We start from the raw sequence: 26,978 nt of genomic DNA on the forward strand, positions 1-26,978 counted from the left end.
CTGCTTTTCCGCTCTTTTACTCTTTCGCTCTTTCGCTCATTAAAATACCTCCCATCAACGGATCCGTATAGCCCGGCTTGCCCGTTTCGACGCGGCCAGCGTACTGCTGCATGAAGGTATCGAAACCTGCTACTTTCACACTGAAATCGTACCAGTTGTGGCTGTTTTTCAGACTAAGCACGATGCTTTGCTGCGCCCCCTTGGTACCGGCTTTGTCCAGTGTTTTCTGCTCACCGTTGGTGTGATAGGCATTATCGACAAGCTGAATCTGATATGTTCGCTGTGTATCGGTATTCTTTAGTTTCACCACGACGTTGCCCGTAAACTGCTTTTTGGCATCGCGTTCATACTCACAGGAAATGTCGATAGAGGGCTTATCCGCTGCCCCTTTAAACGCTCTGAAAAAGCCATTTGGACCATAAACCCGCAGCTCATAAGGCGCATCAACTGGAAAGGAATCATGGAGCTGATCGCCAGCCACAACCGTATACGAGCGAACCGTTACGTCGTCGTTCAGAACCTGATACACCTGAAAGGGAGCACCAAGCGCCTGTTTGCTGAATACGTCATTTCTGGCCGCTACGGTCAGCGTAAACTGCTTCGAATCCATTCGCCCGTCCGCATATAACTCATAGGGGAGTGCATTAGCGGGTCGTATGCCTTTTTCCTGATTAGGAATATGCTCCGACGCTAAGGGGGCCTGATTAATCTGACGCATTTCGTCGGAGCTGAACGCTTTATAACCCGTTGGAACCGGCATAAATTGCGCTTTGTGGATGCTCTCATAGAACGCATCTTTGGCAACAAAGGCGGGCAGCTTAACTTTCTCGCCCTGATAAGGCCGGAACGCTGAGGTAAGATCGCCACAAACCGTACGGCGCCAGTCGCTTATGTTCGACTCTTCGATTTTCTTCCCCTTTTTATGACTCAGGAATTTCTCCAGAAACTGAAGAGTCGAGGTATGATCGAAGATTTCTGAGCACACGTAACCACCCCGGCTCCAGGGCGAGGCAATCACCAACGGCACCCGGTAGCCAAGTCCAATGGGGCCGGTTCGCCCCGGTTTTTACGCCTGCTTTCCTGTTCCTGCGTAACGAACTCCGTGCGGGTATCAATATTCTTACTGGTCAGGCCGGTTTCGGGCTGGTCGGGGTGAGCCGGAACGAAAGGCGGTACGTGGTCGAAATAGCCGTCGTTTTCGTCGTAGGCCAGAATAAAAATGGTTTTTTTCCAGATGTCGGGATTCTGCGTCAGAATGTCCATAACCTCCGAAATGTACCAGGCACCGTACCAGGGCGCACCCGGATGGTCGGAGAAGTTTTCGGGCGCGATCAGCCACGATACGGTAGGTAGTTTCTTATTCGTTACGTCCGTTCGGAACTGATGCAGCACATCACCTTTCGGCACCTGCATCTCGCGTTTTGTGGAGCCGTCCTGATACGTCAGCGTCGTTAACGAGCGATAGTTGGGATCATTTGCATTCGACGTAAATGCCTTCTCGCAGAGGGCTTTTTCCCGTTGCGACAGCTGCTTGAATTTCTCGGGTGTGTAATTCACCAGATCTTTTTTGATCAGCTCCAGCCAGTGCTGTTGGTTTGTCAGCTCTCGCCTGGTTTTGGCGTAATCCTTGTCGCTTTCCGACAGGCTTTTCAGCCTGGTCTCCAGCGCCTGAATACGTTCGGGAAGGACTTTTTCCTGCTGCTGGATGAACGGGTAATAGGCAGGGTGGAACCGAACGCGATATTGCGTAAACCACTCAATCGGATTATCGGTGAAGTTACTCAGCCAGGCATCTTCCTCGCCCTGTAATCCTGTCGGCAGGCTGATTTCATTCTGATAGATTTTCCAGGAGATGCCCTGATCTTCCAGTCGTTCCGGAAACGTTGTCCAGCCAACTTCGGCCTCATAATCCACGTTTTCATTCCGGACATTGGCGATTGCCTTCGGGTCGCGGGGATCGCGCACCGTACCGGTCCAGAAAAACAGGCGGTTCGGTGTAGTACCCGTCAGCGACGAGCAGAAGTTCTGATCACAGACGGTAAACGCATCGGCCAGTGCGTAATAAAATGGCAGGTCGTCGCGGTTATAGTAGCCCATTGTCAGGGGCATACTGGCATACTCTTTATTGCCGGATTTCTTGGCTTCCAGCCAGCCGTTGTACCGGCCATTGTTGCGGGCGTCGACCTGATTTTCCCAGGAGTGCGGCAACGAACTCATCCAGGTCGCTTTGGTGTCCTTGATATTGAGTCGAAACGGAGCGTAGGTTTCGCTGGCTGCGTTGGTCTGTAACCAGACTTTGTTCTTGTTGGGCAGATCGATCGCCCGGGGATCATTGAAACCCCGAACCCCCTGAAGCGTACCGTAGGTATGATCGAATGAGCGGTTTTCCTGCATCAGAATCACCACATGTTCAGCGTCGAGATACGTAGTGCCGGGCTGTGGGTCGATGGAAAAGGCTTTCTGGATCGATTCGGGAAGGATACCCGGAAAACTGGCTGATAAAAGAGCGGCTTTTTTTAAAAAATCACGTCTGGAATCCATAAGATCGGGCTGGCTTACCTCTAAGATACGGCGATTGGCTTAAAATGTACCCCTGACAGGTCATGAATGTGTGAAGTCGTTACGTGGTCTGTCAAACACCCCGCACGTTTCTGGGGGTCGCAAAAGTAAAGAAAGCGGCTAACAGATTCACTGCTCTCTTTATTAAGAAACCATTACGCCGGTATCCACATCCATTTATTGACGGGGAACCAGCAGAAAGATTACATAAACTTGTTTGGCAACGTAATGGACGTTCGCCGAGGCTGATAGATCACCTTACGGATTCGACTAAATCCGCTCAACCCGATCTGAAAATTTATGATACCGCCGGAGAAAGGTTCAGGGGTCAGCAGCGGGCTGTAGGATACTTTAGCCCGCAGAAACAGGAAGTTGTCTTCGGAGCGATCCGTTTTATGAAGATTATTCATCAGCTTCAGATCGACGATAAGGCCGGCTTCGGGGGCATGGCTCTTTAGCGAGAAGTCGCGAAAGCGTTCGTCCTGATGATCGCGGGGCGTAATGGAAAAGTAACGATACCCTACATACGGAATGATTCGGCCAGCGGGTGTACTTTGCAAGATGTGCCCTACGGCCAGTTCGCCGATCAGGGGCATAACGGGAATTCCGGCCTCCCATGCCTGATTATGATAGGTAAACCCTGACCGTATGCTGCTGCTGAACATCGTCGTCTGGGCCATTAACAGATTTTGCCGATAAGCCACCTCGATACCTACGCCGAGGCCAGCGGAGGGCTCGATAATCTGCGACAACGGGCCGGTTGGCAGGGCTAATCCTCCGTTCAGGAACATGCCATAGCCAAACTTCGACAATCGATAGGTCGTGACCAGTTCCGGAATTTCGTACAACTGTTTGGCTACGTTACGCTGCCAGCGTTCCAGTGCCTGTATGTCGTCGCCCCCGCCGGTTTCGCTCCGGAATCGGTTGACTTCGGCCCCTAACTCCAGAGTTTGTCAGGTATTCGATCTGCTTTGCTTTTTGTTTAAACTGCTTGTCGATGCCGAGGTCAATGAGTTTGGCTTTCATCTGGCGGGCATGCACTTCTACCAGATCAAACAGCAACTGATTATACATCAGGGTACGTTCGTTACGGGCCGTTTCGGATATCCACGACAGGTTCCGGAACATCAGGCAGAAGGATTCAATGACCGGCTGGCTCCAGAGCGAGGTAGGCCGCACTTCGTAACCAATCTGGTAATGAAATTCGGAACCACCTAAACCGGGCTGTACGAGGGCATGAAAATCAGAGAGTTGCAGCCGCCGATTGGATCGCCAGTGCAGGGTGTCAATCGTCGTCTGCGCCGAACAAAGCAGCGGTGACAGCAGCAGTACGATGAGTAGACGGTTCATGGCATAGATGAAATTTCGCTGTGTCAATACTAACACTTTTTACGCAAAAAAGCGCAGTTTCGTTGCGTAGTGTATCTGTAAACGACTCTTCTATAGCTTATTAAGAATTAAAAGAATGATAGTCCTGTTTATACCCAGACAGAAGGGTTTCTGATCTCGTTTTGTTTGCAACCTTCGCCATGACTATTGAGCGTTTCCTTCCCAGCGACCCATTGAAACCGTTTGTTAAACTGTTCATGCTCATTGAGAGTGAACAGGGTGTGGTGAACCGCCTACTGCCCAGTACGTCGATGGTGCTGGCTTTTCGGTGCAGAGGCAGCGTACGTTACGCGGATGGCTACGACAGAACGGCTTTGCCAGCCTCAGTTGTAACAGGACTACGCAACTCACTCCGGCTGATGGACTACTCGCGGGGAGCCGCTACGTTGCTGGTTATCTTTCAGGAGGGTGGAGCGGCTGCTTTGTTCAGGGAATCGCTTCATGAATTATTCGGCATCAGTGTGTCGCTCGATAATCTTATTCACCCGTCTGTTGTCAGCGAGCTGGAAGATCGCATTGCTGAAGCAAAATCCAGCCGCCAGCGGATCTCGATTGTAGAGCAGTTTTTATTGGCCAGGTTGCTGACACCATCCACCGACCGTCTCGTTCAGGCTGCCATTGAACAGATTCGGCTTTCGAAAGGAACCGTCCGGATGAAAGAGTTGCTGAATAATTTCGCGATAAGTCAGGACCCGTTTGAGAAACGGTTTCGACGAATTGTAGGCACATCGCCCAAACAGTTTTCGGCGATTGTACGGCTACGAACGCTGATTGAGCAATACTCACCCCAGCAAAGCCTCACGGAAACGGCTCATTTGGCCGGGTATTTCGATCAGGCCCATTTCATCAAAGATTTCAAAACGTTTACGGGGCAAACGCCCGCTCATTTCTTTAAAAACGGCACGTATTGGTAAAAATGGTGAAGCCCACTACAGCAGAGCGTCTTTAAAATAATTCCGTTACCGTTTAGCCAGGTCAACAATATCTTTTACTTCCAGAATCGGTTTTTCGTACCCTTTAGTGGTGGCGTTGATCATGGCTAGCCCCACTTCGTGTAAGGTGCAAAAACCAGCAGGGTACAGCGTCCGGCCAATGGGGTATATCCACGCCAGGAGTTTATAATAGCTCTTTATATTTTTCTGCCCCGGAACAGCTTTCATAAAACCTGGTCGGAACATGTAGGCTTTTTTGAATAGCTTCATCAGCGCGTTTTCGGTGGCGCCCTTCACACGTGCCCACGCCAAACTGCCGTTTTCCGTGCTATCGGTGCCTGCACCAGTAACGTAACAGAAAGTTGAGTCGGGGCTTTGGCGGGCCAGCGCCTGGGCAAAATTCATGGTAAGGTCGTACGTCAGATGTTTATAATCTTCCTTGCTGATTCCCACCGACGATACGCCCAGACAGAAATAACAGGCGTTATAACCCGCCAGCTGACTTTCAATGGGGGCCAGATTAAAAAAATCGTTATGGATGATTTCTTTCAATTTCGGGTGCGATACGCCCCCCGGCTTCCGGTTGATAACCAGAACCTGCTCCACATCGGGGTGATTCAGGCACTCGAGCATTACGCCTTCGCCTACCATGCCCGTTGCGCCAGTTACAATTGCTTTGATTTTCATGAACGAATATGGTTTGAATACGCGGTACGTTTAAATGAGTCAGGCGGTTGAATTCGATAAATTTATCCGCTTGTATGACAGTATCCAAACGGATCGGCATCCCTTTAAACGCTAGCGATCAGAGTCTCGTTTTCACTAGTCAAGCCTCTTACCCATGCGACGTTTATTTTTTGTCTTCTTCAGCGCCCTGCTTCTCGCCCCACGCTCCTGGCTCCCAGCACAAAGTCTTGCCAGCAACGGCCAGCGCGAAATTGTTTTTCGGTCTGTAAACGTAATACCGATGGACCGTGAACGCGTACTCGAAAACCAGACGGTAGTTGTAAAAAATGGCCGAATCACCGCACTTGGCAACGAGGGAAGCGTAAAAATTCCCGACGCTGCGTTGATTGTCGATGCGAAAGGAAAATACCTGACGCCGGGTTGGGCCGAAATCCACGCCCACGTGCCGCCCATCGACGATATCGAGCCGATGAAAGAGGTGCTGATTCTATATCTGGCCAATGGCATCACCACCATCCGGGGTATGCTGGGACACCCGAAACATCTCGAACTACGTAGTAAAATCAATAGCGGTGAAATTCTGGGTCCACATTTTTATGCTACGGGTCCATCCTTCAACGGGCAAACGGTAAAAACAGCCGAGCGGGGTGCCGAAATGGTGCGCGAACAGAAAGCGGCTGGCTATGATTTTCTCAAACTTCACCCCGGTCTGACAAAAGAAACGTTTCCGGCCATTGCCAAAACGGCTCATGAAGTTGGTATCCCGTTCGTGGGGCACGTATCGTTTAATGTGGGTGTCTGGCGGGCCATTGATGCGGGCTATTCCTCAATCGATCACCTCGACGGTTTTGTCGAGGCCATCGTCCCCCGGTCTGATACGTTAGCTGAGCCGGAGACGGGCCTGTTTGGGTCCTGGATTGCCTACCGGGCCGATGCGTCGCAGATTCCTAAGCTCGTGCAGGGATTACGCGACAAACGCATCCGGGTAGTGCCCACGCAGGCACTGGCTGAGCGCTGGCTCTCTCCGCTTCCGGGCGATGTTTTTGCCAAGGCTCCTGAGATGAAATACATGAAGCCGGAGCAGATAACGAGTTGGGTAAACGCGAAAAACAGTTATACCAGCAATCCGAATTTTTCGAAAGAACATGCCGAAAAACTAATTCAGATACGCCGTAAGCTGATTTATGCCTGTCAGAAAAATGGAGTTGACTTACTGCTGGGTTCCGATGCTCCGCAGATATTCAACGTACCGGGGTTTTCGATTCATCACGAAATGAAATACATGGTCGATGCCGGGTTGACACCTTATGAAACACTCCGTACGGGCACAGTCAACGTAGCGTCGTATCTGAACAAGCCGGACTGGGGCACTATCAAAATCGGTAACGTATCCGATCTGGTGCTGCTTGGTGGCAATCCGCTGAAAGACATTAATCAGACAAAAAACATTGAAGGTGTCATGATCGGTACCAACTGGCTATCAAAAGCGTATATCCAGAGTGAGTTGAAAAAACTGGAGAAATAAGCGTAATGGCTATTTTGTTAGATGCGTCGAAATGACAACGATTAATCTTTTCGTTCGGTTATGACCATATCACATGCATTGATAAACCACACGACCAAGCCGACCATTTGTACCACTTGCGGAACGCAATACCCTACTGCGAGTCAGCTGCCTGAGTTGTGCCCAATCTGCAACGACGACCGGCAGTATATCGGTGATAACGGCCAAACCTGGATGAGCCTGGCGATATTGGCCAAAGACCGTACCATTCGGTTCAATAAGCTTAACGATCAATTGTACGATTTACGGATTTCCCCCGCTTTTGCTATTGGCCAGCGCGCTTTCCTGATCCTGTCCGAATCGGGAAACGTATTGTGGGACTGTCTGCCGTATCTGGATGAGCAAACCGTGGCCTTTATTCAGTCGAAAGGTGGGCTGAAGGCCATTGCCATCTCGCACCCGCATTATTACAGCCTCATGGCCGAGTGGTCGCGGATTTTCGACTGTCCGGTTTACATTCACCAGAACGATTCCGTCTGGGTGCAGCATCCTACACCAGCCGTTGACTATTGGGAAGGTGACCGGAAATTGCTTTGGGATGGCATGTACCTGATCAATACAGGCGGCCATTTTCCGGGCAGCTGCGTCTTGGTTCAGCCTGATCGGTTGGGTAAAAACAGGCTGTTTACCGGCGATTCGATTTACGTAGCCCGCGACCGACGGGCTGTTACGTTCATGTATAGTTACCCCAACCACATTCCATTACCCAAAAAAGACATTGAGCAGATTCGGGATCGGATGGCTGATGTATCGTTCGACATTATTTACGGTGCCTTCGACTGGATGACCATTGCTGAAAAGGGCCGGGCTGTATTCGATACGTCAATCCAGCGGTATCTGCAAATCTTTTCATGACCGGCGCGGTTACTGGCTTTTTGAACGCAGCAAAAAATACGCGGTGAGCCAGGCGGCTAAGGCTGTGAGGCCATGAATCCAGGCCGCACTCAACACCGCCGAAGGTGACGTCAGCACGATAGTCATATCGCCTGCTGGTACCAGCGAACCGGTCAGAAAGGCAACGGCCAGCGGTTTTTTCCAGTTCAAGACCGTAAAAACAAGAATGATCAATCCTGAAAACAGATCGCGAACGGCTTTGATGTAATGAAACGATTCATTGGGCTGCGCGTAAATAAGTCCGAAACCTCGTTCTGCCGTTTCAGGGTCTAGCAGAAAGCGACCGCCAATAAGAAAAAGTCCGAACGCAAACAAGTAACCCATTCCTTTGGCCCAGATGGGCAAATTCTCTGTTAGCATGGCTGTATGATTGATTTGTGACCCGACAAAGGTCCGGCTTCATACAGACATGCGCATTCACGTAGGTGAAGAAGTGATTCGGATTTACGCCTGCTCCAGTTTTTGTTGCAGCGCTTCCAGCTCTCGCTTTTTGGCCACATAGATGCGGTGTTCCCAACCCCCGGCAAAATACGTAAGAGTAAGAAAGACCAGGATTCCTACGGCAAGCCAGATCGATTTTTCTCCCTGCCAAATACCCAGCAGCACCAACACCCCAATGGGGACAATATTCCAGCGCATCAGTTGAGACAGGCGGACCTGGTAAGTTGCCGTTACAACGGCGTGGTTTAGTTCATCCAGCAGTGTACGATGAAACGTACTGATTCCTTTCAACCGGCGCAATCGCCCTACCAGAACATATAAAGCTGTAATAACCATCCAGACTGCCATTAAATACAGCCATGGGTTAGCCGGCGACTTGAAAAAATTTAGCCCGAACACAAAGCTTCCTGCACCCGCATTCACAACTATGGTGATCAGCTCACTGAAGTTGGTTATGTGGTCGACCTGCGCTTTTTTGGCCAGAACACGCTTTTGTAAAGCCTGCTCATTGATGGCCCAGAGGGGTTCATGCGTCTGGGAATCCCAGATTTTTTGCAGTTCGTCAAATTCCATAATGATCCTGTTGCTTTGATTTGGTGATGAGCTGTTTTTTGATCCGATTGATTTTCACGCCAATATTTGATTCCGAAAGCCCGATTATCATCGCCATTTCTTTATAACTGAACCCATCCAGTAGCAGCAGCGTAATGGAACGGTCGATCTCGTCGAGTTTATAAATTTCTTCGTAGAGCCAGTCCAGCCGCTCATCGGGCGGGGTTGTTGTTTCCTGTAAAATGGTTTGCAGGCTATCGAGTGGTTCCTGCCTTTTCGCATGTTTACGTTCATTACTGCCCCATTTAAGCGCCGTATTCAGGGCTATCCGATAGATCCAGGTGGTATTGGCCGATTGTTGTTTGAACGCTGGGATGGAACGCCACACCTGTATGCTGATCTCCTGAAATAAGTCATCCTGATCCATTGGCGTGACGGCATAGGCACGTACTACTTTAAACAACAGGGCTTTGTATTGGGCAAGCCAGGTTTTGAAAATCTGATTCTGTTCGGGTTCACTCATGACTCAGCCGGGTTATGCCCTATTAGTACGCATCGAGGAGCCGATTCTTACAGGCAGGAACTATTTATGAGCTTTTTCATCCACATACATACATAGCGACAGGCGATTATCCAGAAGAGAAGTGGGGGAGTCTAGTACTGTTTCCCAGCCCGTTGTGCCCGAATTCGGCTGAGCGACTGCGGCTTTATACCAACATAGGAAGCGATAACATATTGTGGTACTCGTTCCTGCAACTGCGGGAAACTGCGCATAAACGTATCGTACCGCTCCTCAGCCGTTTCTCTATAAAACGAAGTGAGTTTTTGCAGCATACCCACAAACAACTCCTCGGCTACCAGACGCCCGAATTTTTGTCCTTCGCCTAAACGGGCGTAGAGCTGCTGGAGATTGTCGTAGCTGATTATCAGCAGGGTAGTGTCTTCGATGGCCTGAATGAATCGGGTTGAGGGCGTTTGGGTCAGGAAACTCTCGTAATTGCAGGTGAAATTTCGCTCAGGCGAAAAATCGTAGGTATGTTCAATTCCATCATCGAGTACGTAATACCTGAGTAGTCCTTCCACCACAAAACCGACGTACCGGCAGACTTCCCCTTCACGCAGAAAAAAATCGTTTGCCGGTACGTATCGCCGTTCAAATAAGTCAGACAGAATGGGTTCTTCCCGCTCAGAAACCGACACCCACTGGCGGATGGTTTGGAGAAGTAAGGTATAATCCGCACTCATTTTCGTTCAGTTTTAGCGCCTGGCTGTGTGAGCCTGATTGTGTTCGATTACATCCACTCCCAGGCGCTTTGGTACGTATCCAGTGCTTCGGCGTAGGCAATAAAATCGGTGTAGAACGGCAGACTAGCCAATGTGGCGCTGTCGCCAACGATCACTAATTTCTTTCGGGCGCGGGTCATCGCTACGTTCATGCGCCGAATGTCGGACAGAAAACCAATGTCGCCATCCACATTGCTGCGTACCAGCGAGATATACACAATGTCGCGTTCCTGCCCCTGAAAACTATCGATGGTATTGATCGAAATCTTATCGCCATAGGCCAGCAGGTCAGGGTGTTGCAGCAATTGTTCTTTTAATACGTTAATCTGCTGTTTATAGGGCGAAATAATGGCGATGGTCGGAAAATCCGGCACCGTATAATGGTTACTCAGACCGGCTACCAACTGGTTTAAATGGTTCAGCAGCAGGGCAGCCTCTTCGGGATTTGTTGAGCTGGTTCCATCCAGTTTTTCATCGAAACCGCACCCGGCCGTATCCACAAACACCAGCGACGTATCGCCATCGAACAGCGAGTGACGCGCCACCGATTCGTGGGCCTTCACTTTGCTTTCATAAAATACCTGCGACGAATACGCCATAATGTGTTCGTGCATCCGGTACTGCTCATTCAGCAACGTAACGGCTTCGGGATGTAAAGTCACGCATTTTTCGAGCAGGGTAGTACTCAGTCCTTTCCGGGCGGCTTCGGGCGACTTGATGGTTGGGGGCAACTGACAATGGTCGCCCGCCAGCACCACTTTCTGCGCTTTCAGAATGGGAATCCAGCAAGCCGGTTCAAGAGCCTGTCCGGCTTCATCAATGACCACCGTATGATACGTCTGGTTTCGTACCGTATAATGGTTGGCCCCCACCAGCGTTGCCGTAATCACCTGCGCCTTCGCCACCAGATCATCAATGACGTACTGCTCGGAGTCGGCAACTTCCTTCATAATCCGGTGAGCTTCATCGAACAGGGCTTTCCGTTGCTCACGCTCTGCTTTGCCAAAATTTCGCTTGTACTTATGGGCCATGTTTCGGTATTCATTCGCCTGCTTCTTCAGCTTTTTCGCTTCCTTTATGTAGCTGTGTTCGCCCATTTTATGGTCCAGCGTCAGCGCCATCAATCGCTCCGATACGCGGGCCGGATTGCCTACCCGAAGTACATTCAGGCCTTCGTCGTGCAGTTTTTCGCTCAGCAGATCAACGGCGGTGTTGCTGGGGGCAACCACCAGTATTTTCCGGTTGTCCTGTTTGATGAGCGCTTTTATCGCCTGCACCAGCGTAGTGGTTTTACCCGTACCCGGCGGGCCATGTACAATAGCCAGCTCATTGGCTGTCAAGATGTTTGCTACGGCTGTCTGCTGACTCGGATTAAGCTTTGGCGCAAATACCTGCGGAATTTCTGTATGAAACGTTGGTGATTTTTCACCCGTCAGAATATTGACCAGCCGGTTGTTGCCCTTTTCGCTCAGGATATTGGCCGTTTTCAGAGCCTCTTCCATTTCGTCGTAGCTGTTATCATCGAACAGCGCTTCCAGGCCCAGCTTTCCGTCGCGTGACCAGTCGGGCAGTTCATCCGTGCGCAGACTTATTTTGGCTCGGTTGCCGCTTTGGTGCGTAATGGTACCTTCAACACGGTCGGTTTTGGGATCGTGGTTGCTGAACAATACGGCAGGCATGCCAAACCGGAGTTGATGCGGTATATCCTGATGCGTGGTTCGCTCCACTTCTACGGTCAGGTAATCACCCCGGCCCAGTTCGGAGCCCCGAATGGCAATTGGATACCAGGTCAGACCGTTAGCCCGACGCTCGGCAATCGATGTGGTTTCGGTGAGTTTGCGGTATTGTGTGCGGTCTTCTTCTCGTTCGATCCTGAGCAGATCAAGCAGGTTTTTAAAATAATCCATTGACAAAGTTCCTGATTTACCCCTAAATCACCAGAAGTGGCCTTACGATATGCCGGAGAAATGCCTCCTACAGCGAATGTTGGGATGATAGCACTTTAGTAACATCGAACAACAGGGCAATAATTCAGCGTCATACAAGCCCGAATTGCTATTTTTAAAACCATATACAACTACTTCCCTGCCAGTAAACTACTTCTATGAAACGTATTGCTTTCTGCCTTTTTCTTGTTCACAGCTTTTCTATCGCGCTTGCCCAGCACTCCGAACAGCAGATGATTGAGGACAGCGTAATTGGCTGGTACACCAAACTAACCCCCGCCGACAGGCCTCTTAAACCGTTGCCCATTGAAGGGCATACATTTTCGATACGTCAGCAGGAGATCAACAATCTGTTTGTGCAGTGGATGCAGCAGACGTATACGCCCGTAGGTGGAATTGGTACGTATAAAAAGCGGTACTACGTCAAAAAGGACGAGTTTTTTCCCCATGCCTACGGTGTTGAGTTTCTGGCTTATAGCGCGTGGCTTAACGTGCGCGATAAACAGGGCAATCTGAAACCGGTTCCTGAAACCTGGACCCCCTTTTACGTAGTGGCTAATGCGCTGTTTGGTATAAACCCGGCTTACTACCTCAACACACCGTCGCAGTACGTTTTTGCGATGCTGCCCGACGGCTACATGGACAGTGATTTTTGGGTGAGACGCTTTAAAGATGCCGATCCGAAAGTTCACCCGCGCGTTCATAAGTACCTGACCACGGTCACCAGTAGCGGCATGACGGTGTATCTGACTCCGGGTAACAAACTCCCGATCCGGCAGCTTACAAAAGGCGAATTTATTCAACGGTCGGACGAGTCGTTTGAGGGCTATCTACAGAATAAAACGAAGGAGATTACCCGTCAGTACAGCAATGAGAAGTCACGTAACGAAGCCATTGCTTCAGAACAGGAGAAGGTAAAACAATACCGGGAAAAGCTGAAAGGGTTACGGGATCAATATGCCAGTCGCCTGAACGAACCCGCCGTAATTCGGGATATGCAGCCAACAATCTATACGATCATCAATTCTCCAGACCCCTTTAAACTTGACCCCTTTGGGAAGAATCTGAAACATGAGTATGGCGTTTACACTTACGAACCAGCGGTTTATGAGAAAGCCAAAACCGATCAGCCCCAATGGATTGCTATTCATTTTCCATACGCCACCAGCGAACTCGGGCGAAAAGAATATGAACTCTACCGGGCTATTACGGAGCATTTCAACTTTGATTACGTATACGACTATTTCTTCAATCCCGAAAAGGTAAGAGGACAAGCCTACCGTCCTGTTAATGAAGAACTATTGAAAACAACCCTGGCCAATTATAGCAAACGGACCTACTGGAACAATCCTGCGTCGGTCGGTGCTACGTTGCCTGCTGGTGTTTTGTTTCTGGACGACTTTAAGGTCAACGAAAACGGTGCCCGACCCGCAGGCTGGTTTTTTTCGTCGTTCGGAAAAGCGTCGAAGGTGACCACGATAACTGGATTGCCGGGTAAATGGATGCAACTGGGGGCTAACAACAAGGTTGACCCGACGAGTTTGAAAAAGCCGCTACCCGAAAATTTCACGCTGGAATACGACGTTGCTACGTCGCCCGATTTTACGGCACGAACGGGTGGGTCCGTTCGGCTGTATCTGAGCGGTGGCATGAAGGGCGATCCGAAAAAAGCCTCTACCGAAATCAAGGTAGAAATTACATCGGGAAACGAAGCGAATTTCAGCAGCAATTACCGGGGGCAGGTAAAGTTCGATGTTGTTAGTATACCGCTTGTGAAACCAACTACGCATACGAACAATGGACCCGGACAGGTTATTGTACCCCTGAAAACCTTCACTGACCGTAAAACAACCGTACACGTTACGCTCCGAAAGCGAAGCAGCGACATTACGTTGCTTATCAATGATAAACCGATTCTTTCGTCTGCCGATTTCAAAAGCGTGTATGGCTACCCCTGTGAATACTGCATCGTTCCCGCTGGCGTTCAGTTCAATACCATCTATTGGGAAAACATTACCAACGAAGGCGAAAACGTAAACGTGTACATCAGCAATGTGAAACTGAGTAAAGAGTAGATCGGTGTTCTGGTTCTTTTGATGATACAGCGGATGAAGGCCCATCAGTAAGAATGAAAATTCCGCAGTTTCGGTAAATTGCCGAATAAACTTTTTCCTGATAGCTGGAATACAACCATGAAACAACTTTATAGCCTGCTGCTGACACTTGTGCCAATGCTTACGTATGCACAGACGCCGGATTCGGGATCAGTACACAAAAAAGGAGCAATACATCGTCATTCCCGATGGCACCAAACTCCTTACGTCGATCTACCTGCCGACCGATAACGCCGAAAAACACCCGTTCTGATGACCCGTACGCCCTACTCCTGCGCTCCGTATGGCGAAAACCAGTACCGGAAAGAGAGATGCGTTCAATTTTTTACCTGAGTCGGTCGATTTCGTGAGAGTTTCGAGGAGCCACAGCCGCCAGTAAACTCATGGTACCCATTAGTAGCTAAGTCAGCTTGTGGAGTCAGATTTTGTGATGTCAGATGTAAGCATCTGACACATGAGGTTTCTTAAAACCGAACGATCAGCTTATGTAGGTTTTAAGAAACCTCATGTGTCGGTTATAAGTAACCGACAGCACACATCGAATAACCGGCACTGCCTATGCTAATTAAACTGTTTTTTAACTTGAAACATATGTCCCCTCTCTACACAATAAATCGGATTGTCCGGCTCATACTGATAGGTTACTGGCTAACAGGAGCATCTGTTCTGGCTCAGCAAAAACCGATACCCAAGCCGGAGGAAACGCTTGGATTTCCGGTAGGCGCCGATTTTAAGCTGGCTACGTATGAACAATCGCTGGCTTATTTCAAAAAACTTGATGAAGCCAGTGACATGCTCAAGCTGGTTTATGTGGGCGAAACGTCGGAAGGTCGACCCTGGTATTTTGCCTTGATTTCGTCACCCCAGAATCTGGCTAACATCGATACGTACCGCAGCATTGCCCAACGACTCGCGCACCCAGCCGGATTGACCGATGAGGAGGCAAAAAAGCTGTCGACGGAAGGGAAGCCACTGGTTCACATTGATGGCGGCCTGCATGCATCGGAAGTAGCCGGTGCGCAACACACCATCTCGCTGGCTTACGAAATGCTCAGCAAAGCCAATGATCCGAAAATCAAGACAATACTGGATAACGTAATCCTGCTTTTGTGGCCTTCCCTGAATCCAGATGGGCAGACGATGGTGGGCGACTGGTATAAATCGAACGTAGGAACCCCTTATGAAATCGCCCCAACACCTTTTTTGTACCAGAAATACGTTGGGCACGACAACAACCGGGACGCCTATATGCTCAACATGATCGAGTCGAGGGTAGTGACCCGTACCTGGCGCGACTGGGAACCGAATATCATTTTCGTTCACCACCAGACCTCACCGTTTCCAACCCGAATCTGGCTACCGCCGTTTGCTGAACCGATTGCTCCGCAAACTCCGCCAATTATCGCTCGTGAGGTCAACATGATCGGGATGGCCATGGCGCAGGCTCTGGAAACCAATGGGCAAAAGGGCGCAACGCATATGGGAACGGGTTTCGACGCCTGGTATCCGGGGTATATCGATTACATGCCTGTGCTGCAAAACATTCCGGCGTTCTGGACCGAAACGGCTTTGTATAACTACGCTACGCCCCATTTTTACACCGTCCGCGATTTTCCCCAGGATAAAAATGAATTCCGGATTGAGTCGCTGTATTCGAGTCCCTGGCCCGGTGGCTGGTGGCGTATCAGCGATGCTATTTCGTATATGCAGACGGCTTCGCTGGCTACCCTCGATTATGCGGCAAAATACGGCGATGTGCTGCTTTACAATCGTTATCAGGCCGGACGTAACACCATCAAAAAATATGAGCAGGAGCCACCCTACGCGTACTTTATTCCGCAGAAACAGCGTGATCCGGTACGCCCCGTTGAGCTGTTACGTCGGCTGGCTTTTCATGGCATTCGGATTGGGCAGCTCACCAAGGATGTTCAGGTTGACGGACGCAGCTATGCCAAAGGAACCTGGGTTATTCCGATGAATCAGGAATATGGCGAGCTGACCCGACAGCTGCTTGATATACAGTCGTATCCTGATTTGCGCGAATTCCCTGGAGGGCCGCCCGAACAACCTTATGATGCCGCTGGCTGGACACTCCCGCTGCAATTTGAACTGACCGTATTACCGGCTATGAGTCCGCTCTCGGCCGATGTAAAAAGCGCTATTCAACTGGTGAGCGGAACGGGTAAAGACTGGCAGAACGATAATAAAAAAGACGCGGCTCCGGCTGATTTTATTGCCGGAATTGGGTTTGACACGAACCCGGTTTCCGCCGGAATCAAAGCACCTGAAGGACGCCTTTCGGGGGCGGGCACGGTGGCGTTGGTGAGTCCGGTGCAGAACAATTCATTTAAAGTCATTTCGCGGGCGCTGAAAGCGGGTGGAACGGTCAGATTCAATAAAGACAGTCAGCGGTACGGCATTGGCGGGATAGGGAAGGGCATGCTGGAGCAATGGATCAACGAACTAGGTGTGATGGCCGAACTGACTACGAATGCCGCCGGAGCCAACGTAAAACCGCGTATTGCCCTTTACAAACCCTGGACGGCCAGCATGGATGCAGGCTGGACGCAATGGGTGCTGGAACAGTTCGAGCTGCCGTTTGTAACCATCAGCAACACGGATATGCTGGCGGGTGACCTGAGCGACCGCTTCGACGTAATACTGATAGCATCTGACCGGCCGCAGACGATCAAAAACGGATTCGCCAAAGGCATGGTACCCCCAGCCTACGAAGGTGGTCTGGGCGATCTGGGCGCTTCCGGTCTGGCTAATTTTGTGAGCCAGGGCGGTACGTTGATCTGCCTGAATGCCAGTTGTGATTATGCTATCGACGCGCTTCATCTGCCGGTTAAAAACGTAGTGGCGGGCGTTTCCCGGAAAGATTATTTTACAGGTGGTTCGTTGCTGGAAGTGGAGACCGACCCAACCCATCCGGTCATGGCCGGTATGCCTGCCAAAGCCATCGTGTTTGTGGATGGCAGCCCCGTTTTTGCGACGCTGGATGGATTTAAAGGGCAGGCTTTAGCCAGGTTTGCCCCCACAGGCTCGCCTTTGCGGTCGGGGTATCTGTTGGGTGAGAAAGCCCTACACGGTTATGCCGCGTCTTTGGATGTACAGCAGGGTAAAGGCCATGTGGTCTTGATTGGATTTCGTCCGCAGTGGCGTGGTCAGCCGTTGGGCACGTATCGGGTTCTGCTAAATTCGGTATTATACGGCGGAGACATAGCCAGAGGCAAATACGGAACGCCCGATTTCTGGAAGTCACCCGTGGCGGCAAAGCCAAAAGAAGAAGAGAAGAAATAGATAAAATTATGAACCTCCAGAAAGCGCATTGCTTTCGGGAGGTTTGGTAATGAGCCTACTCACTCTCGACAAAATCAAGGTTTTCGGTAATACGTTTCCCTGCTTTTGTAAGCGTGTCCATATACAGATGAATGCGCCGTTTGGCTTCAGCCAGATTCATGTTATTCAGGTTGATATTCAGCAGATCAATAAACCAGGGGGCTTTTACCTCACTAAGCACATAAACAGTAGCGATCTCCCGGGCTATGGGCAACGTAGTGGTCTTTGATGCATCGAACACGTCTTTGTTGTTGGCTTTCAGAAGCTTGTCGTATTCCTGATTCAGTAATTTTTTATATAGGTCTTCCGAAAATACGTCGCCTGCTTTCACGCCGGTTTCAGCATCAGCTTCCGTCAGCACAGCGCCTTTGTGCAGCCATTCCCACAGAATACTCAGCCGAATTTCGCCGGTAGCCATATCCTCCATCAGGTACAGAATATCGTCGTTGCCAAAGAAGTCGGCGGCTTTCAGAGCGGCAGCCTGCATACCCTGCCCGAAAGCATTGCCGTACTGCAGCGCAACGCTCAGCAAATTGCGCGCCCCCGAATATCAGTTGGAGCGGGTTCAATCAGTATCAACCCATCGGCATCCTGTTGCGTGTAGGTAAGTCGAGGAAATGAGCGCCCGAGTTGGTTGGCTTGGCCCACTTTTTCCCAAACGGGTCTGACAATATGCACCATTTTCCAGTGAGCAACCCACTTTCCGCTGGCGCCTTCGCGTTGCTCCCGTTCGGCACCGGCCACTGCTTTTGCCATACTGGCCGAAACACCCGCTTCGGAACCTACCGGAATATTGGGTTCCATGCCACCCTGCCACAAGGCAAAATTGCCATTGACATCCGGCGTATTGACGGCTCGACGTACCCGATCCTCATAGTTGCGCATGTAGCCGTACGTCATGGTAATGGCTTCGATATTGGGGTTGACGAAGCGTCTATCCCAGGCCATTGCATCCGATACGCTGTTGATGTAGTCCCATCGGCCGGTATTGAACCCAACAAAATGTTTGCCCAGAGCCGCCCGGATTTCCATGAGCTGGTGGGTTGCCTCCAACTGCTCGACCAGTACGTATACCTTGATCGTGCCGACCGGTAAATCCAGGTGCGTTTCGAGGGTGCTAAGCAGCTCATTCCAGACCCCGGCTTCTTCGGCCGTCTGAATTTTGGGCAGGTACAGCACAATCGATGCGCCCGCCTGTTGCAGTGCCCTGTAATTATTGACGACGTACAGCGTAGTGTCGACGATGGATGCCGCCATGGCCACACCATCGGCATCGCGGATGTGCCGGTCGTCGAGGTGAAGGCCGCGTGCCCGAAAAATTTTCGTCGTAAAATTCAGCTGTTCCTCCCAGTTCGTAATCGTTTTGCGACTCAGAAACGACTCAGCCCAGCGGTTCATTTCGGCGGCAACCCGTTCGGCTACATTCAGGAAAATCGGGTCTTTGTGAATAGCCAGTTTCAGATTCCGCTGATTGTCGAGCGACATCGTTGTAATTTGACCCAGCGCATCCTCGCCATCGAACATCCAGCCATCGGCGCCCGAAAGCAACGCATAGGCTACGTTTCGGATGCTGCTGACAACGGGGGCATTCGGTTTGGCCGCTGGTCCTGTTCCCTGTATCCATTGCCGTTGCAGGTCCGGCGGAATAACGGCTCCTTCAAAGTTGCCATCACGCGCATCCTGAACCTTGATCGATGTGCCAGGAATGGTAGTATCCGGGTCGAGAAACGTGATTCGGGTCTGCGCTTCCTGACGCGATGCCCGGCGCTTCATCCGGGCATCCATAACTTCTTTTATGCGTTTATTAATGGGGGCTAATGCCGAAAGGGCCGATAAAGCTTCAGGGGTATAGATGTCGGAGTACGTTTCGTTCAGGTTGTCGCGAATGCTAATCGAATGGGTAGGCATATACTTAACTATTTATTTTCAGACGAAGGGGTAAAAGTCAGGTTTTTGTCGGTAACCTGATCCAGAATAAATACGGTCATGGAGATTGGGCCGTGGGCACCCAGAACCAGCGCCTGTTCAATATCGGCCGTTTTGGATGGCCCGCCAATAAAGGCAGCGAATCCATAGTCGCCCGCGCCGATGATCTGGTAGGCTTCATGCAGTGTTGGAACAATACGTTCCGTCGGCACGACAACAGCAAAGTGCTGGCAAATATAGGGGATGATACGCTGCCCCATTCGGTACTCAGGTAGCCAGACGGCCCCATTTTCGGCTACCGCCAGTTCGGCTTCGATAATAGCCAGTTCAACGTCGTCGAACGAATGCGGATCAGCTTCAGGATCGAGGAGTTCAAATGAATCGCTCAGCTCCGGTAACGTAGTGATGATGCGTTTTGTGGTATCGAAGTTTTTCCGGACCAGATCGCTTATCTCAGCAAACCGTTTCGCCTGAAAAAGCTGCCCACCGATACCCGTAAATGTCTCGCTGTACTTCGAAACGATATCCTGTCTGACTCCTTTAAACGTACTGATATCGGGTAAAGGACTCGCTGGCGGCTGATTCTTTAGCACGGCGGCCAATATGCTTTCTCTGCTGCTCATGATAATTAATGGCTGATTACGCATTGGGAACATGATTTACATAACGATTCCTGGCATACACCGGATGCGTTACGTATCGTTCGATTTTTAAGTGGTGCTGTCAGGTTCTCTCAGGGTGGGGAGTGGTGTCGGGTTCTTAAACCCGACGCATTAAGGTTTCTCAAAACCTAATGAAACGCGCGGTTTTAAGAAACCTCAGGTGTCAGGTTTGAGAACCTGACACCACTTCGAGCACCACGATCTGACTGCACGTATGATTTTTGCTTACTTGCCGTTATTACGTTCGTTTTCACCATTCTGGCCTTGCCGGGCGTACCATTCGCCAAATGATTCCTTCGGGCCTTCAGGCATTTCGCGTTGCTTGTACCACGGATTGAATTTGTTGTTGACAGCAAACGGAATGTTGTTCAGTACCCAGCGACCTGCTTTCCCGATAGTGGTGTATGAACCCGGTGAGGAGAGCGTCCAGGCCATGGCTTTGATCCCCAGAACTTTGGTGTTAGCGGCATAACCTTCCTCAACAATAACCTGCCGCCACTTATACAACTGCTCGTGAATGTTGATTTTTACCGGACAGACGTTTGAACAGGAGCCGCAGAGTGTTGAGGCAAAGGGCAGATCCGCGTGCTTTTTCATGTCCAGATTAGGGGCCAGAATTGCTCCGATTGGTCCGGAAACGGTGTTGTGGTAACTGAGGCCACCACTTTTTCGGTACACAGGGCAGGTGTTCATGCAGGCTCCGCAGCGGATGCACTTCAACGAATCCCGGAAATCGGGCCGACCCAACTGACGACTTCGGCCGTAATCGACCAGAATCAGGTGCATCTCCTGACCTTTACGTGGTTTCTTGAAATGACTCGAATAAATAGTGATCGGCTGTCCGGTGGCGCTTCGGGCGAGGAGCCGTAAAAAAATGCCGAGGTGTTTCTTCTGGGGGATGATCTTTTCGAGTCCCATCGACGAAATCTGTACCTCTGATAAATGAGCCCCCATATCGGCATTGCCTTCGTTGGTGCATACGACGTATTCGCCGGTTTCGGCAACAGCGAAATTTACGCCCGTGAGCGCTGCCCGCCGGGTAACGAACACTTTCCGCAGGTGCCGTCGGGCGAAACGGGTAAGTGTTGTCGGATCAGAGACACCTTTTTCCGTGCCCAGATGTTCGTGGAAAATCTCGCCGATCTCCTCTTTACGTTTATGGATACAGGGTAGCACAATGTGGCTCGGCGGCTCATTGTCCAGCTGCTGAATGTATTCACCCAGATCGGAATTGATGACGTCGATGCCTCGCTCGATCAGGTATTCGTTCAGGTGGCATTCTTCAGTGAGCATGGATTTGCTTTTGACCATCTGCTCGATCCTCTTCTCTTTCAGAATGCCATACACAATTTCGTTATGCTCTTTGGCATCGGCCGCCCAGTGAACCTTTATACCGTTTCGGGTGGCATTGGCTTCAAATTCGAGCAGATAATCATGCAGGTTCGACAGTACGTTGCTTTTGATTCGGGATGCGGCTTCGCGTAGTTCTTCCCATTCCGGAATGTTTTTGGCGGCCATGTCCCGTTTTTGCCGAATCCACCACAGCGCACCGTCGTGCCAGTCGACGCGCTCTTCATCCTTGATAAAAATCTCAGCTAAAGCGGCATGATCTTTTGTTTGCTTTTCCATTACCGGGTCGAGTTTAGTATTTCTGCAATGTGTACCGCTTTGACGCCACTTTTATTCCGCTGCAAAATTCCTTCCAGGTGCATCAGGCAGGAGAGGTCGACAGACGTAATGTATTCGGCACCGTGCCGCAGGTGGTCGGCTACCCGATCTTTTCCCATTTTTACCGATACCGCTTCTTCAGCAACGCAGAACGTACCGCCGAAACCACAGCATTCGTCCGGACGATCCAGCGTAACCAGCTCGAGACCATCCACCATGTTTAACAACTGAACCGGTTTGGAGAAGGGCAGGGCATTGAGTTCGCTCATTTGAGCCAGATGCAGACCCCGCAAACCGTGGCAACTCTGGTGAATACCCACTCTGTACGGAAACCGGGCTTTCAGATTGTCTACGTTCATTACGTCGGTCAGAAATTCCACCAGTTCATACGTCTTCGAGCGGACCTGATCCGCTTTTTCCGGATCATCGGCCGAATGCAGATGGTCTTTTACATGAAGTACACAACTGGCCGAAGGGGCTACGATGTAGTCGAAGGCGGAGAAGTTTTCAATAAACAGGTTATTGCATTCCTGCGTAAGGTGTTCAAAACCCGAATTGGCCATCGGCTGGCCGCAGCAGGTTTGTTTTGACGGATAAACCACGTTAACCCCTAGTTTTTGCAGTAACTGCAACGTAGCAATGGCCGCCTTTGGGTAAAACTGGTTTACGTAACACGGTATAAAAAGTCCGACAGTCATGAGTTAAACGGATAGGAATAAAGAGTAGCCATCAAGCCAGAACAACCAGTAGAGGCAACGAGTTGACTATGAATGATAAAGAGGTAAACGGAATGGGTTTACTTTTCGGAAGTAAAATCTAATACGTACCTGATCAAGCTGAGCCCGCCAGAAGCAATTAGCTTCGCCCAAAACCTTTACCTACGCTTCGGGGTTATCGGCGAAAGTCTTTCTCAATTTACGTTAACGGTACGCATGGCAGACAGTATTAAAACAGCGCTCATTACGGGCGGCTCAAAAGGCATTGGCTACGGCATTGCCGAGGTTCTTATCAACGACGGTATAAGGGTAGCCATCACCAGTCGCTCATCGATAGCGGCCGAACTGGCGGCAAAAAAACTCAATGAAATTAAGCCCGGTTACGCGCTGGGCGTAGCTGCCGATGTACGCAATCTGGCATCCCAGCAAAAAGCTGTTGATGCGATCCTTAGCCAGTGGGGCCAACTCGATTACGTTATCGCGAATGCGGGTGTAGGGCATTTTGCGCCGATTCAGGAACTAACGGCCGAGCAGTGGAACGAAACCATCGACATTAACCTGACGGGCGTATTCTTCACCGCCAAAGCGACTCTCGACGCGCTAAAAAAATCAGAAGGTTATTTCATTACAATCGCGAGTCTGGCCGGAACGAATTTTTTCGAAAAAGGAGCGGCTTATAACGCCAGCAAATTCGGACTTGTCGGTTTTACACAGGCGATCATGCTCGACCTGCGTAGTGAGGGGATCAAAGTAACAACGATCATGCCGGGTTCGGTGGCGTCGTATTTCAACGACCATCAACCCAGTGAAAAAGATGCCTGGAAAATCCAGCCCGAAGATATCGGCCAGATTGTTGTTGATCTTATTCACATGCCTGCCCGCACACTGCCCAGCAAGATTGAAGTGCGTCCAACGCGGCCGGGTGGAAAATAAGCTGTTTGTTTCTGGTATCAGCCGATACCAGAATTATCGTTCCGCAAAAAGCCTGATCGCTTCTTCGTTTCCCTGCTGATGGGCCAAATCGAGGGCGGTCAGGCCCCGAACATCCTGAACAGACGTATCAGCACCGTGGTCGAGCATAATTTTTACCAGCTTGTTCCGCCCAAACAACGTAGCAAACATCAGCGCGGTACCACCGTTTCCGTTTTGCATATTCAGATCGGCGCCATGCGCAATTAGTAGCTCGGCAATTTCGCCATAGCCTTTAAAGCAGACGCCCATCAGTGCCGTGTTGCCGCTTACGTCCTGCACGTTTACGTCAGCTTTGGCGTCGAGCAACAATTTTGTCGCTTCCAGATGACCATCGTAGGCGGCAACAATCAGGGGTGTAAACCCTTTTCCATTCTGCGTATTAACATCGATCTGGCTGTCGATCAGTTCTTTAAGGTAAGCAACATCACCTCTTCGGGCAGCATCAAATAATAAATCTTCGGGTTGAGCGGAATAAAACGACATACGGGCGTGACAGTATTTTTAGCATCTAACTACAACACGTAACAATCAAAAAGGAATTCTGTCTTTCGTGGGGGCTTGTCTTACCCGAAAAAATGACGAAATGTGAGTTTGTTGCTGAGAGCTGCTGACATAGGGCTGTCACCATCGGCCTGTTACTTTGTAGCATCAAAACACACAACGATATGCTACTCGAAACCGCCGAAAAAACCACATTTACCGTTGCTTCTTTACTGAGTGATTACGCTGTTTATAATGCCTGGGCCAATACACAACTGGTCAATTGGTTACAGGAAAAGCCCATTGACCTAATGGAACAGCCAGTGCCATCCAGTTTCCCAAGTCTGAAGGAAACGTTGGTGCACATCTGGGATACACAGCGTTTCTGGCTGGCTGTTTTGCAGCAGACACCTCCGCCCCCTTCCTTTCGGATGACTGGTTTTTCGGGTTCGGTTCAGGAGGTTTTTGATGAACTAGTGGCGCAATCAGAAGCCTTCGCGCGGTACGTTGAATCGCTTTCTGAAGCGCAGTTGCAGGAGAATGTTCATTTTGATACGCCCTGGGTGTCGGGAACCCGCACCCGAGTCGAGTTTATTCAGCATTGCCTGAATCACAGTACGTACCATCGGGGGCAGCTTGTCACCATCGGACGTAACGTTGGTCTGACCGATGCTCCCATGACCGATTACAGTTTTTACTTTCTGATTGTGAAATAAACATCAGCCTGCCTGGGTCAGTTAGCTAAACGATACGTATGTTTTGGCCATGACTCAAGCAACTGAACAGCTGGAAACGGTACAGACCCGCTGCTGTATTGTGGGTGGAGGCCCGGCAGGTATGATGCTGGGCTTTCTGCTTGCCCGGTCGGGTGTGAAGGTCGTCGTTCTGGAAAAACATAAGGATTTTCTTCGTGATTTTCGGGGCGATACCATCCACCCATCTACGCTTGAACTGTTAGCTGAACTGGGGTTGCTGCCCGATTTTCTCAAACTACCGCATCAGGAGCTGCATGCCGTTCAGGTTACGGCCGATGGGCAGACTGTGCCGATTGCTGATTTTTCACATCTCCCGACACAGTGCAAATTCATTGCGTTCATGCCCCAATGGGATTTCCTGAATTTTCTGGCCGACAAAGCCAGACGGTACCCGTCGTTTATGCTTCGGATGCAAACGGAAGCTACGGACCTAATCGAAGAAAACGGATTAATAACGGGGGTTAAAGCCACAACCCCAACGGGCAATCTGGTAATTAAAGCCGATCTCGTAGTGGGTACCGATGGTCGACATTCCATCATTCGGCAGAAAGCCGTGCTGTCGGTTCAGGATTTTGGCGTACCGATTGACGTACTGTGGATGCGAATTCCTAAAGATCCGGCCATTGGGGAGCAATCGCTGGGCTATTTGAGAGCCGGTCAATTTATGGTGCTGATTGACCGCCACGATTATTTCCAGTGCGGTTTTCTTATTCCCAAAGGGCAGTTTGAAACGATCAAACAACGGGGACTGGCTGCTCTGCAAGCCGATATTCTGAGTCTGGCCCCTTTTGTTGGTGAGCACATAAAAGCATTGGATTCCTGGGATCAGATTAGCCTGTTGACTGTCAAAATCGACCGACTACGGCGCTGGTTCCGGCCCGGCCTGCTTTGCATTGGTGATGCGGCTCATGCCATGTCGCCGGCAGGTGGAGTTGGAGTGAACCTCGCTATTCAGGATGCCGTTGCTGCAGCCAATGTGCTGACAAAACCGTTGCAGCTTGGGCCCGCCCCGGTAGCGGCTTTAGCTCGCATTCAGCGACGGCGACTGTTGCCCGTTCGGGTTATTCAGGCTGGTCAGATTTTTATTCATCGTCGGCTTATCAATGCTTCATCAACAAACCCGGCAGCTTTCCCGCCCTTCCTGCTTTGGCTATTTAGGCACCTGCCCGTTTTTCGTCGGATTCCCGCTTATCTGGTTGGCATGGGGCCGCGCCCGGAACACATTAAAACGCAGGTAAAGACGCCTGATTAGTTTAATCAGGCTGCGACGGCAGCTTTTCGCCAGAAGACCGTTTTAGCCGATACGTAACACCGATTACTACGTTGTTTTTGCCGGAAGAAAGTTGTGGGGTAAACACGCCACTTTCAAACGTAGCGGGGTTATAGTTTGTCTGGTTGACTACGCCAAGCTGAAGGACCAACTGGGAATTGAGCTGATAACCTACACCAGCGTAAAAACGGTTACGTTCAAACGTGGGACCAATCGGGTTAAGGAAAATCTCATCGTAAACCGAGAGGAAAAACGTTTTGTCCGTAACGGTTCGATTGTTGATTGGGATAAACGTGTTTAGCCGATACCGAATACGATTTCGATACGGATGTGTTCCGTCGCGATACGTAAACCAGCGCTGTTCTACCCGGTACCGGTGCTCGAACTTGAGCCGGGAAAGATATTGATTGATAATCAGTTGTTCCCACAGCCGAATCTCCGTGTTAAGCGGTCCATCCGACAACGCCTGATAGTCGTACGTAGCGTAGCGTCCTCCGGCCAGCATCAATGAAAAGTTGCGGTCAAGATCATAGCTGACTCCCGCTTTTAATTCATTGTAGAAAAACTGTTTGAATGTGGCGTTGCTACGTCCCTGAATTTCGGCAAAGCCTCCCCATTTCTTCTCTCCACCGGGTAATTGAACGGTACCAATCAGCCATGTTCCCAAAGGAGTAGGCGAGGTTAACGACGTTTGAGCAAAAATGGAGCTGAGTGTAAAAACCGACAGAAGGGCGGTCAGACAGAGAGCAAAACGAAAGCGAGTCACAGAATGGAATCTTATTACGGTGTTACAAAATTAAGTATTATTAACTAAGTATGATTGTG

General features: G+C 50.3%; 24 protein-coding genes and 1 pseudogene. 9 read left to right on the top strand and 16 right to left on the bottom strand.

Annotated features, from left to right (window positions below; all coding sequences use genetic code 11):
• Window positions 1-16: 16 nt before the first annotated feature.
• From LN737_RS12660 to LN737_RS12670, 3 genes and pseudogenes are all read right to left on the bottom strand, one after another.
• Window positions 17-2,541, bottom strand: a pseudogene (locus tag LN737_RS12660) (phosphocholine-specific phospholipase C).
• Window positions 2,542-2,762: 221 nt separating this feature from the next.
• A complete protein-coding gene (locus LN737_RS12665) occupies window positions 2,763-3,407 on the bottom strand; it encodes a hypothetical protein (RefSeq protein WP_405519348.1) in 645 nt (214 codons plus the stop codon).
• Between the two features lie 13 nt (window positions 3,408-3,420).
• On the bottom strand, window positions 3,421-3,909 hold the full coding sequence (locus tag LN737_RS12670) for a hypothetical protein (protein WP_405519350.1): 489 nt from the start codon (window positions 3,907-3,909) through the stop codon (window positions 3,421-3,423).
• Between the two features lie 179 nt (window positions 3,910-4,088).
• Between LN737_RS12670 and LN737_RS12675 the strand changes: the two genes are divergently transcribed.
• A complete protein-coding gene (locus tag LN737_RS12675) occupies window positions 4,089-4,862 on the top strand; it encodes a helix-turn-helix domain-containing protein (protein ID WP_405519351.1) in 774 nt (257 codons plus the stop codon).
• Between the two features lie 45 nt (window positions 4,863-4,907).
• On the opposite strand, the gene LN737_RS12680 is transcribed toward LN737_RS12675, so the two are convergent.
• Window positions 4,908-5,567 carry an epimerase gene (locus LN737_RS12680; protein WP_405519353.1) on the bottom strand — a complete coding sequence of 220 codons (660 nt, stop codon included), beginning with the start codon at window positions 5,565-5,567 and terminating at the stop codon, window positions 4,908-4,910.
• A gap of 154 nt (window positions 5,568-5,721) precedes the next feature.
• On the opposite strand from LN737_RS12680, the gene LN737_RS12685 reads away from it, so the two are divergent.
• Window positions 5,722-7,092: an amidohydrolase family protein gene (locus tag LN737_RS12685; protein ID WP_405519355.1), complete on the top strand. Its 1,371-nt coding sequence runs from the start codon at window positions 5,722-5,724 to the stop codon at window positions 7,090-7,092.
• A gap of 60 nt (window positions 7,093-7,152) precedes the next feature.
• Window positions 7,153-7,986 (top strand): MBL fold metallo-hydrolase, encoded by an 834-nt coding sequence (locus LN737_RS12690; RefSeq protein ID WP_405519357.1) that lies wholly within the window; start codon window positions 7,153-7,155, stop codon window positions 7,984-7,986.
• Between the two features lie 9 nt (window positions 7,987-7,995).
• Here LN737_RS12690 and LN737_RS12695 read toward each other — a convergent pair whose 3' ends face one another.
• The 5 genes from LN737_RS12695 to LN737_RS12715 form a co-directional block, all read right to left on the bottom strand.
• Window positions 7,996-8,385, bottom strand: coding sequence for a DUF4267 domain-containing protein (locus LN737_RS12695; protein WP_405519359.1), 390 nt, complete (start codon window positions 8,383-8,385; stop codon window positions 7,996-7,998).
• 84 nt (window positions 8,386-8,469) lie between these two features.
• Window positions 8,470-9,039: a hypothetical protein gene (locus tag LN737_RS12700; RefSeq protein ID WP_405519361.1), complete on the bottom strand. Its 570-nt coding sequence runs from the start codon at window positions 9,037-9,039 to the stop codon at window positions 8,470-8,472.
• Complete coding sequence (locus LN737_RS12705) at window positions 9,029-9,541, bottom strand: RNA polymerase sigma factor (protein WP_405519363.1); 513 nt, start codon at window positions 9,539-9,541, stop codon at window positions 9,029-9,031. Before LN737_RS12705 ends, LN737_RS12700 begins: the two co-directional genes overlap by 11 nt.
• A 131-nt stretch (window positions 9,542-9,672) precedes the next feature.
• The gene (locus LN737_RS12710) at window positions 9,673-10,263 is read right to left on the bottom strand and encodes a Crp/Fnr family transcriptional regulator (protein ID WP_405519365.1); all 591 of its coding nucleotides are present in this window, start codon (window positions 10,261-10,263) and stop codon (window positions 9,673-9,675) included.
• Between the two features lie 47 nt (window positions 10,264-10,310).
• A complete protein-coding gene (locus tag LN737_RS12715; RefSeq protein ID WP_405519366.1) occupies window positions 10,311-12,209 on the bottom strand; it encodes an AAA domain-containing protein in 1,899 nt (632 codons plus the stop codon).
• Window positions 12,210-12,406: 197 nt separating this feature from the next.
• Here LN737_RS12715 and LN737_RS12720 point away from each other — a divergent pair, with 197 nt between their 5' ends.
• The 3 genes from LN737_RS12720 (at window position 12,407) to LN737_RS12730 (ending at window position 17,665) form a co-directional block, all read left to right on the top strand.
• On the top strand, window positions 12,407-14,323 hold the full coding sequence (locus LN737_RS12720; protein WP_405519368.1) for a hypothetical protein: 1,917 nt from the start codon (window positions 12,407-12,409) through the stop codon (window positions 14,321-14,323).
• A gap of 166 nt (window positions 14,324-14,489) precedes the next feature.
• Window positions 14,490-14,615 carry a hypothetical protein gene (locus LN737_RS12725; protein WP_405519370.1) on the top strand — a complete coding sequence of 42 codons (126 nt, stop codon included), beginning with the start codon at window positions 14,490-14,492 and terminating at the stop codon, window positions 14,613-14,615.
• Window positions 14,616-14,953: 338 nt separating this feature from the next.
• On the top strand, window positions 14,954-17,665 hold the full coding sequence (locus LN737_RS12730; RefSeq protein ID WP_405519371.1) for a M14 metallopeptidase family protein: 2,712 nt from the start codon (window positions 14,954-14,956) through the stop codon (window positions 17,663-17,665).
• A 55-nt stretch (window positions 17,666-17,720) separates the two neighbouring features.
• On the opposite strand, the gene LN737_RS12735 is transcribed toward LN737_RS12730, so the two are convergent.
• The 5 genes from LN737_RS12735 to LN737_RS12755 form a co-directional block, all read right to left on the bottom strand.
• On the bottom strand, window positions 17,721-18,236 hold the full coding sequence (locus LN737_RS12735) for a hypothetical protein (protein WP_405519373.1): 516 nt from the start codon (window positions 18,234-18,236) through the stop codon (window positions 17,721-17,723).
• Window positions 18,230-19,612, bottom strand: a complete 1,383-nt coding sequence (locus LN737_RS12740) for a malate synthase (protein ID WP_405519375.1) — start codon at window positions 19,610-19,612, stop codon at window positions 18,230-18,232. Before LN737_RS12740 ends, LN737_RS12735 begins: the two co-directional genes overlap by 7 nt.
• A gap of 8 nt (window positions 19,613-19,620) precedes the next feature.
• Window positions 19,621-20,253 (bottom strand): lactate utilization protein C, encoded by a 633-nt coding sequence (locus tag LN737_RS12745; RefSeq protein WP_405519377.1) that lies wholly within the window; start codon window positions 20,251-20,253, stop codon window positions 19,621-19,623.
• A 264-nt stretch (window positions 20,254-20,517) separates the two neighbouring features.
• Window positions 20,518-21,921 (bottom strand): lactate utilization protein B, encoded by a 1,404-nt coding sequence (locus tag LN737_RS12750; RefSeq protein WP_405519378.1) that lies wholly within the window; start codon window positions 21,919-21,921, stop codon window positions 20,518-20,520.
• Window positions 21,921-22,658, bottom strand: coding sequence for a (Fe-S)-binding protein (locus LN737_RS12755; protein ID WP_405519380.1), 738 nt, complete (start codon window positions 22,656-22,658; stop codon window positions 21,921-21,923). Before LN737_RS12755 ends, LN737_RS12750 begins: the two co-directional genes overlap by 1 nt.
• Window positions 22,659-22,892: 234 nt before the next feature.
• Here LN737_RS12755 and LN737_RS12760 point away from each other — a divergent pair, with 234 nt between their 5' ends.
• Window positions 22,893-23,609: an SDR family oxidoreductase gene (locus tag LN737_RS12760; protein WP_405519382.1), complete on the top strand. Its 717-nt coding sequence runs from the start codon at window positions 22,893-22,895 to the stop codon at window positions 23,607-23,609.
• Between the two features lie 33 nt (window positions 23,610-23,642).
• Here the strand turns inward: LN737_RS12760 and LN737_RS12765 are convergent, their stop codons facing one another.
• A complete protein-coding gene (locus LN737_RS12765; RefSeq protein WP_405519384.1) occupies window positions 23,643-24,131 on the bottom strand; it encodes an ankyrin repeat domain-containing protein in 489 nt (162 codons plus the stop codon).
• A gap of 182 nt (window positions 24,132-24,313) precedes the next feature.
• Between LN737_RS12765 and LN737_RS12770 the strand changes: the two genes are divergently transcribed.
• Complete coding sequence (locus LN737_RS12770) at window positions 24,314-24,844, top strand: DinB family protein (protein WP_405519386.1); 531 nt, start codon at window positions 24,314-24,316, stop codon at window positions 24,842-24,844.
• A 49-nt stretch (window positions 24,845-24,893) separates the two neighbouring features.
• Entirely contained in the window at window positions 24,894-26,135 is a 1,242-nt protein-coding gene (locus LN737_RS12775) for an FAD-dependent oxidoreductase (RefSeq protein ID WP_405519388.1), read from the top strand.
• 1 nt (window position 26,136) lies between these two features.
• Here the strand turns inward: LN737_RS12775 and LN737_RS12780 are convergent, their stop codons facing one another.
• Entirely contained in the window at window positions 26,137-26,919 is a 783-nt protein-coding gene (locus LN737_RS12780; RefSeq protein WP_405519390.1) for a DUF2490 domain-containing protein, read from the bottom strand.
• Window positions 26,920-26,978 lie beyond the last annotated feature (59 nt).

The sequence above is a fragment of the Spirosoma sp. KNUC1025 genome, from assembly GCF_045160025.1.
Classification (GTDB): Bacteria; Bacteroidota; Bacteroidia; order Cytophagales; family Spirosomataceae; genus Spirosoma.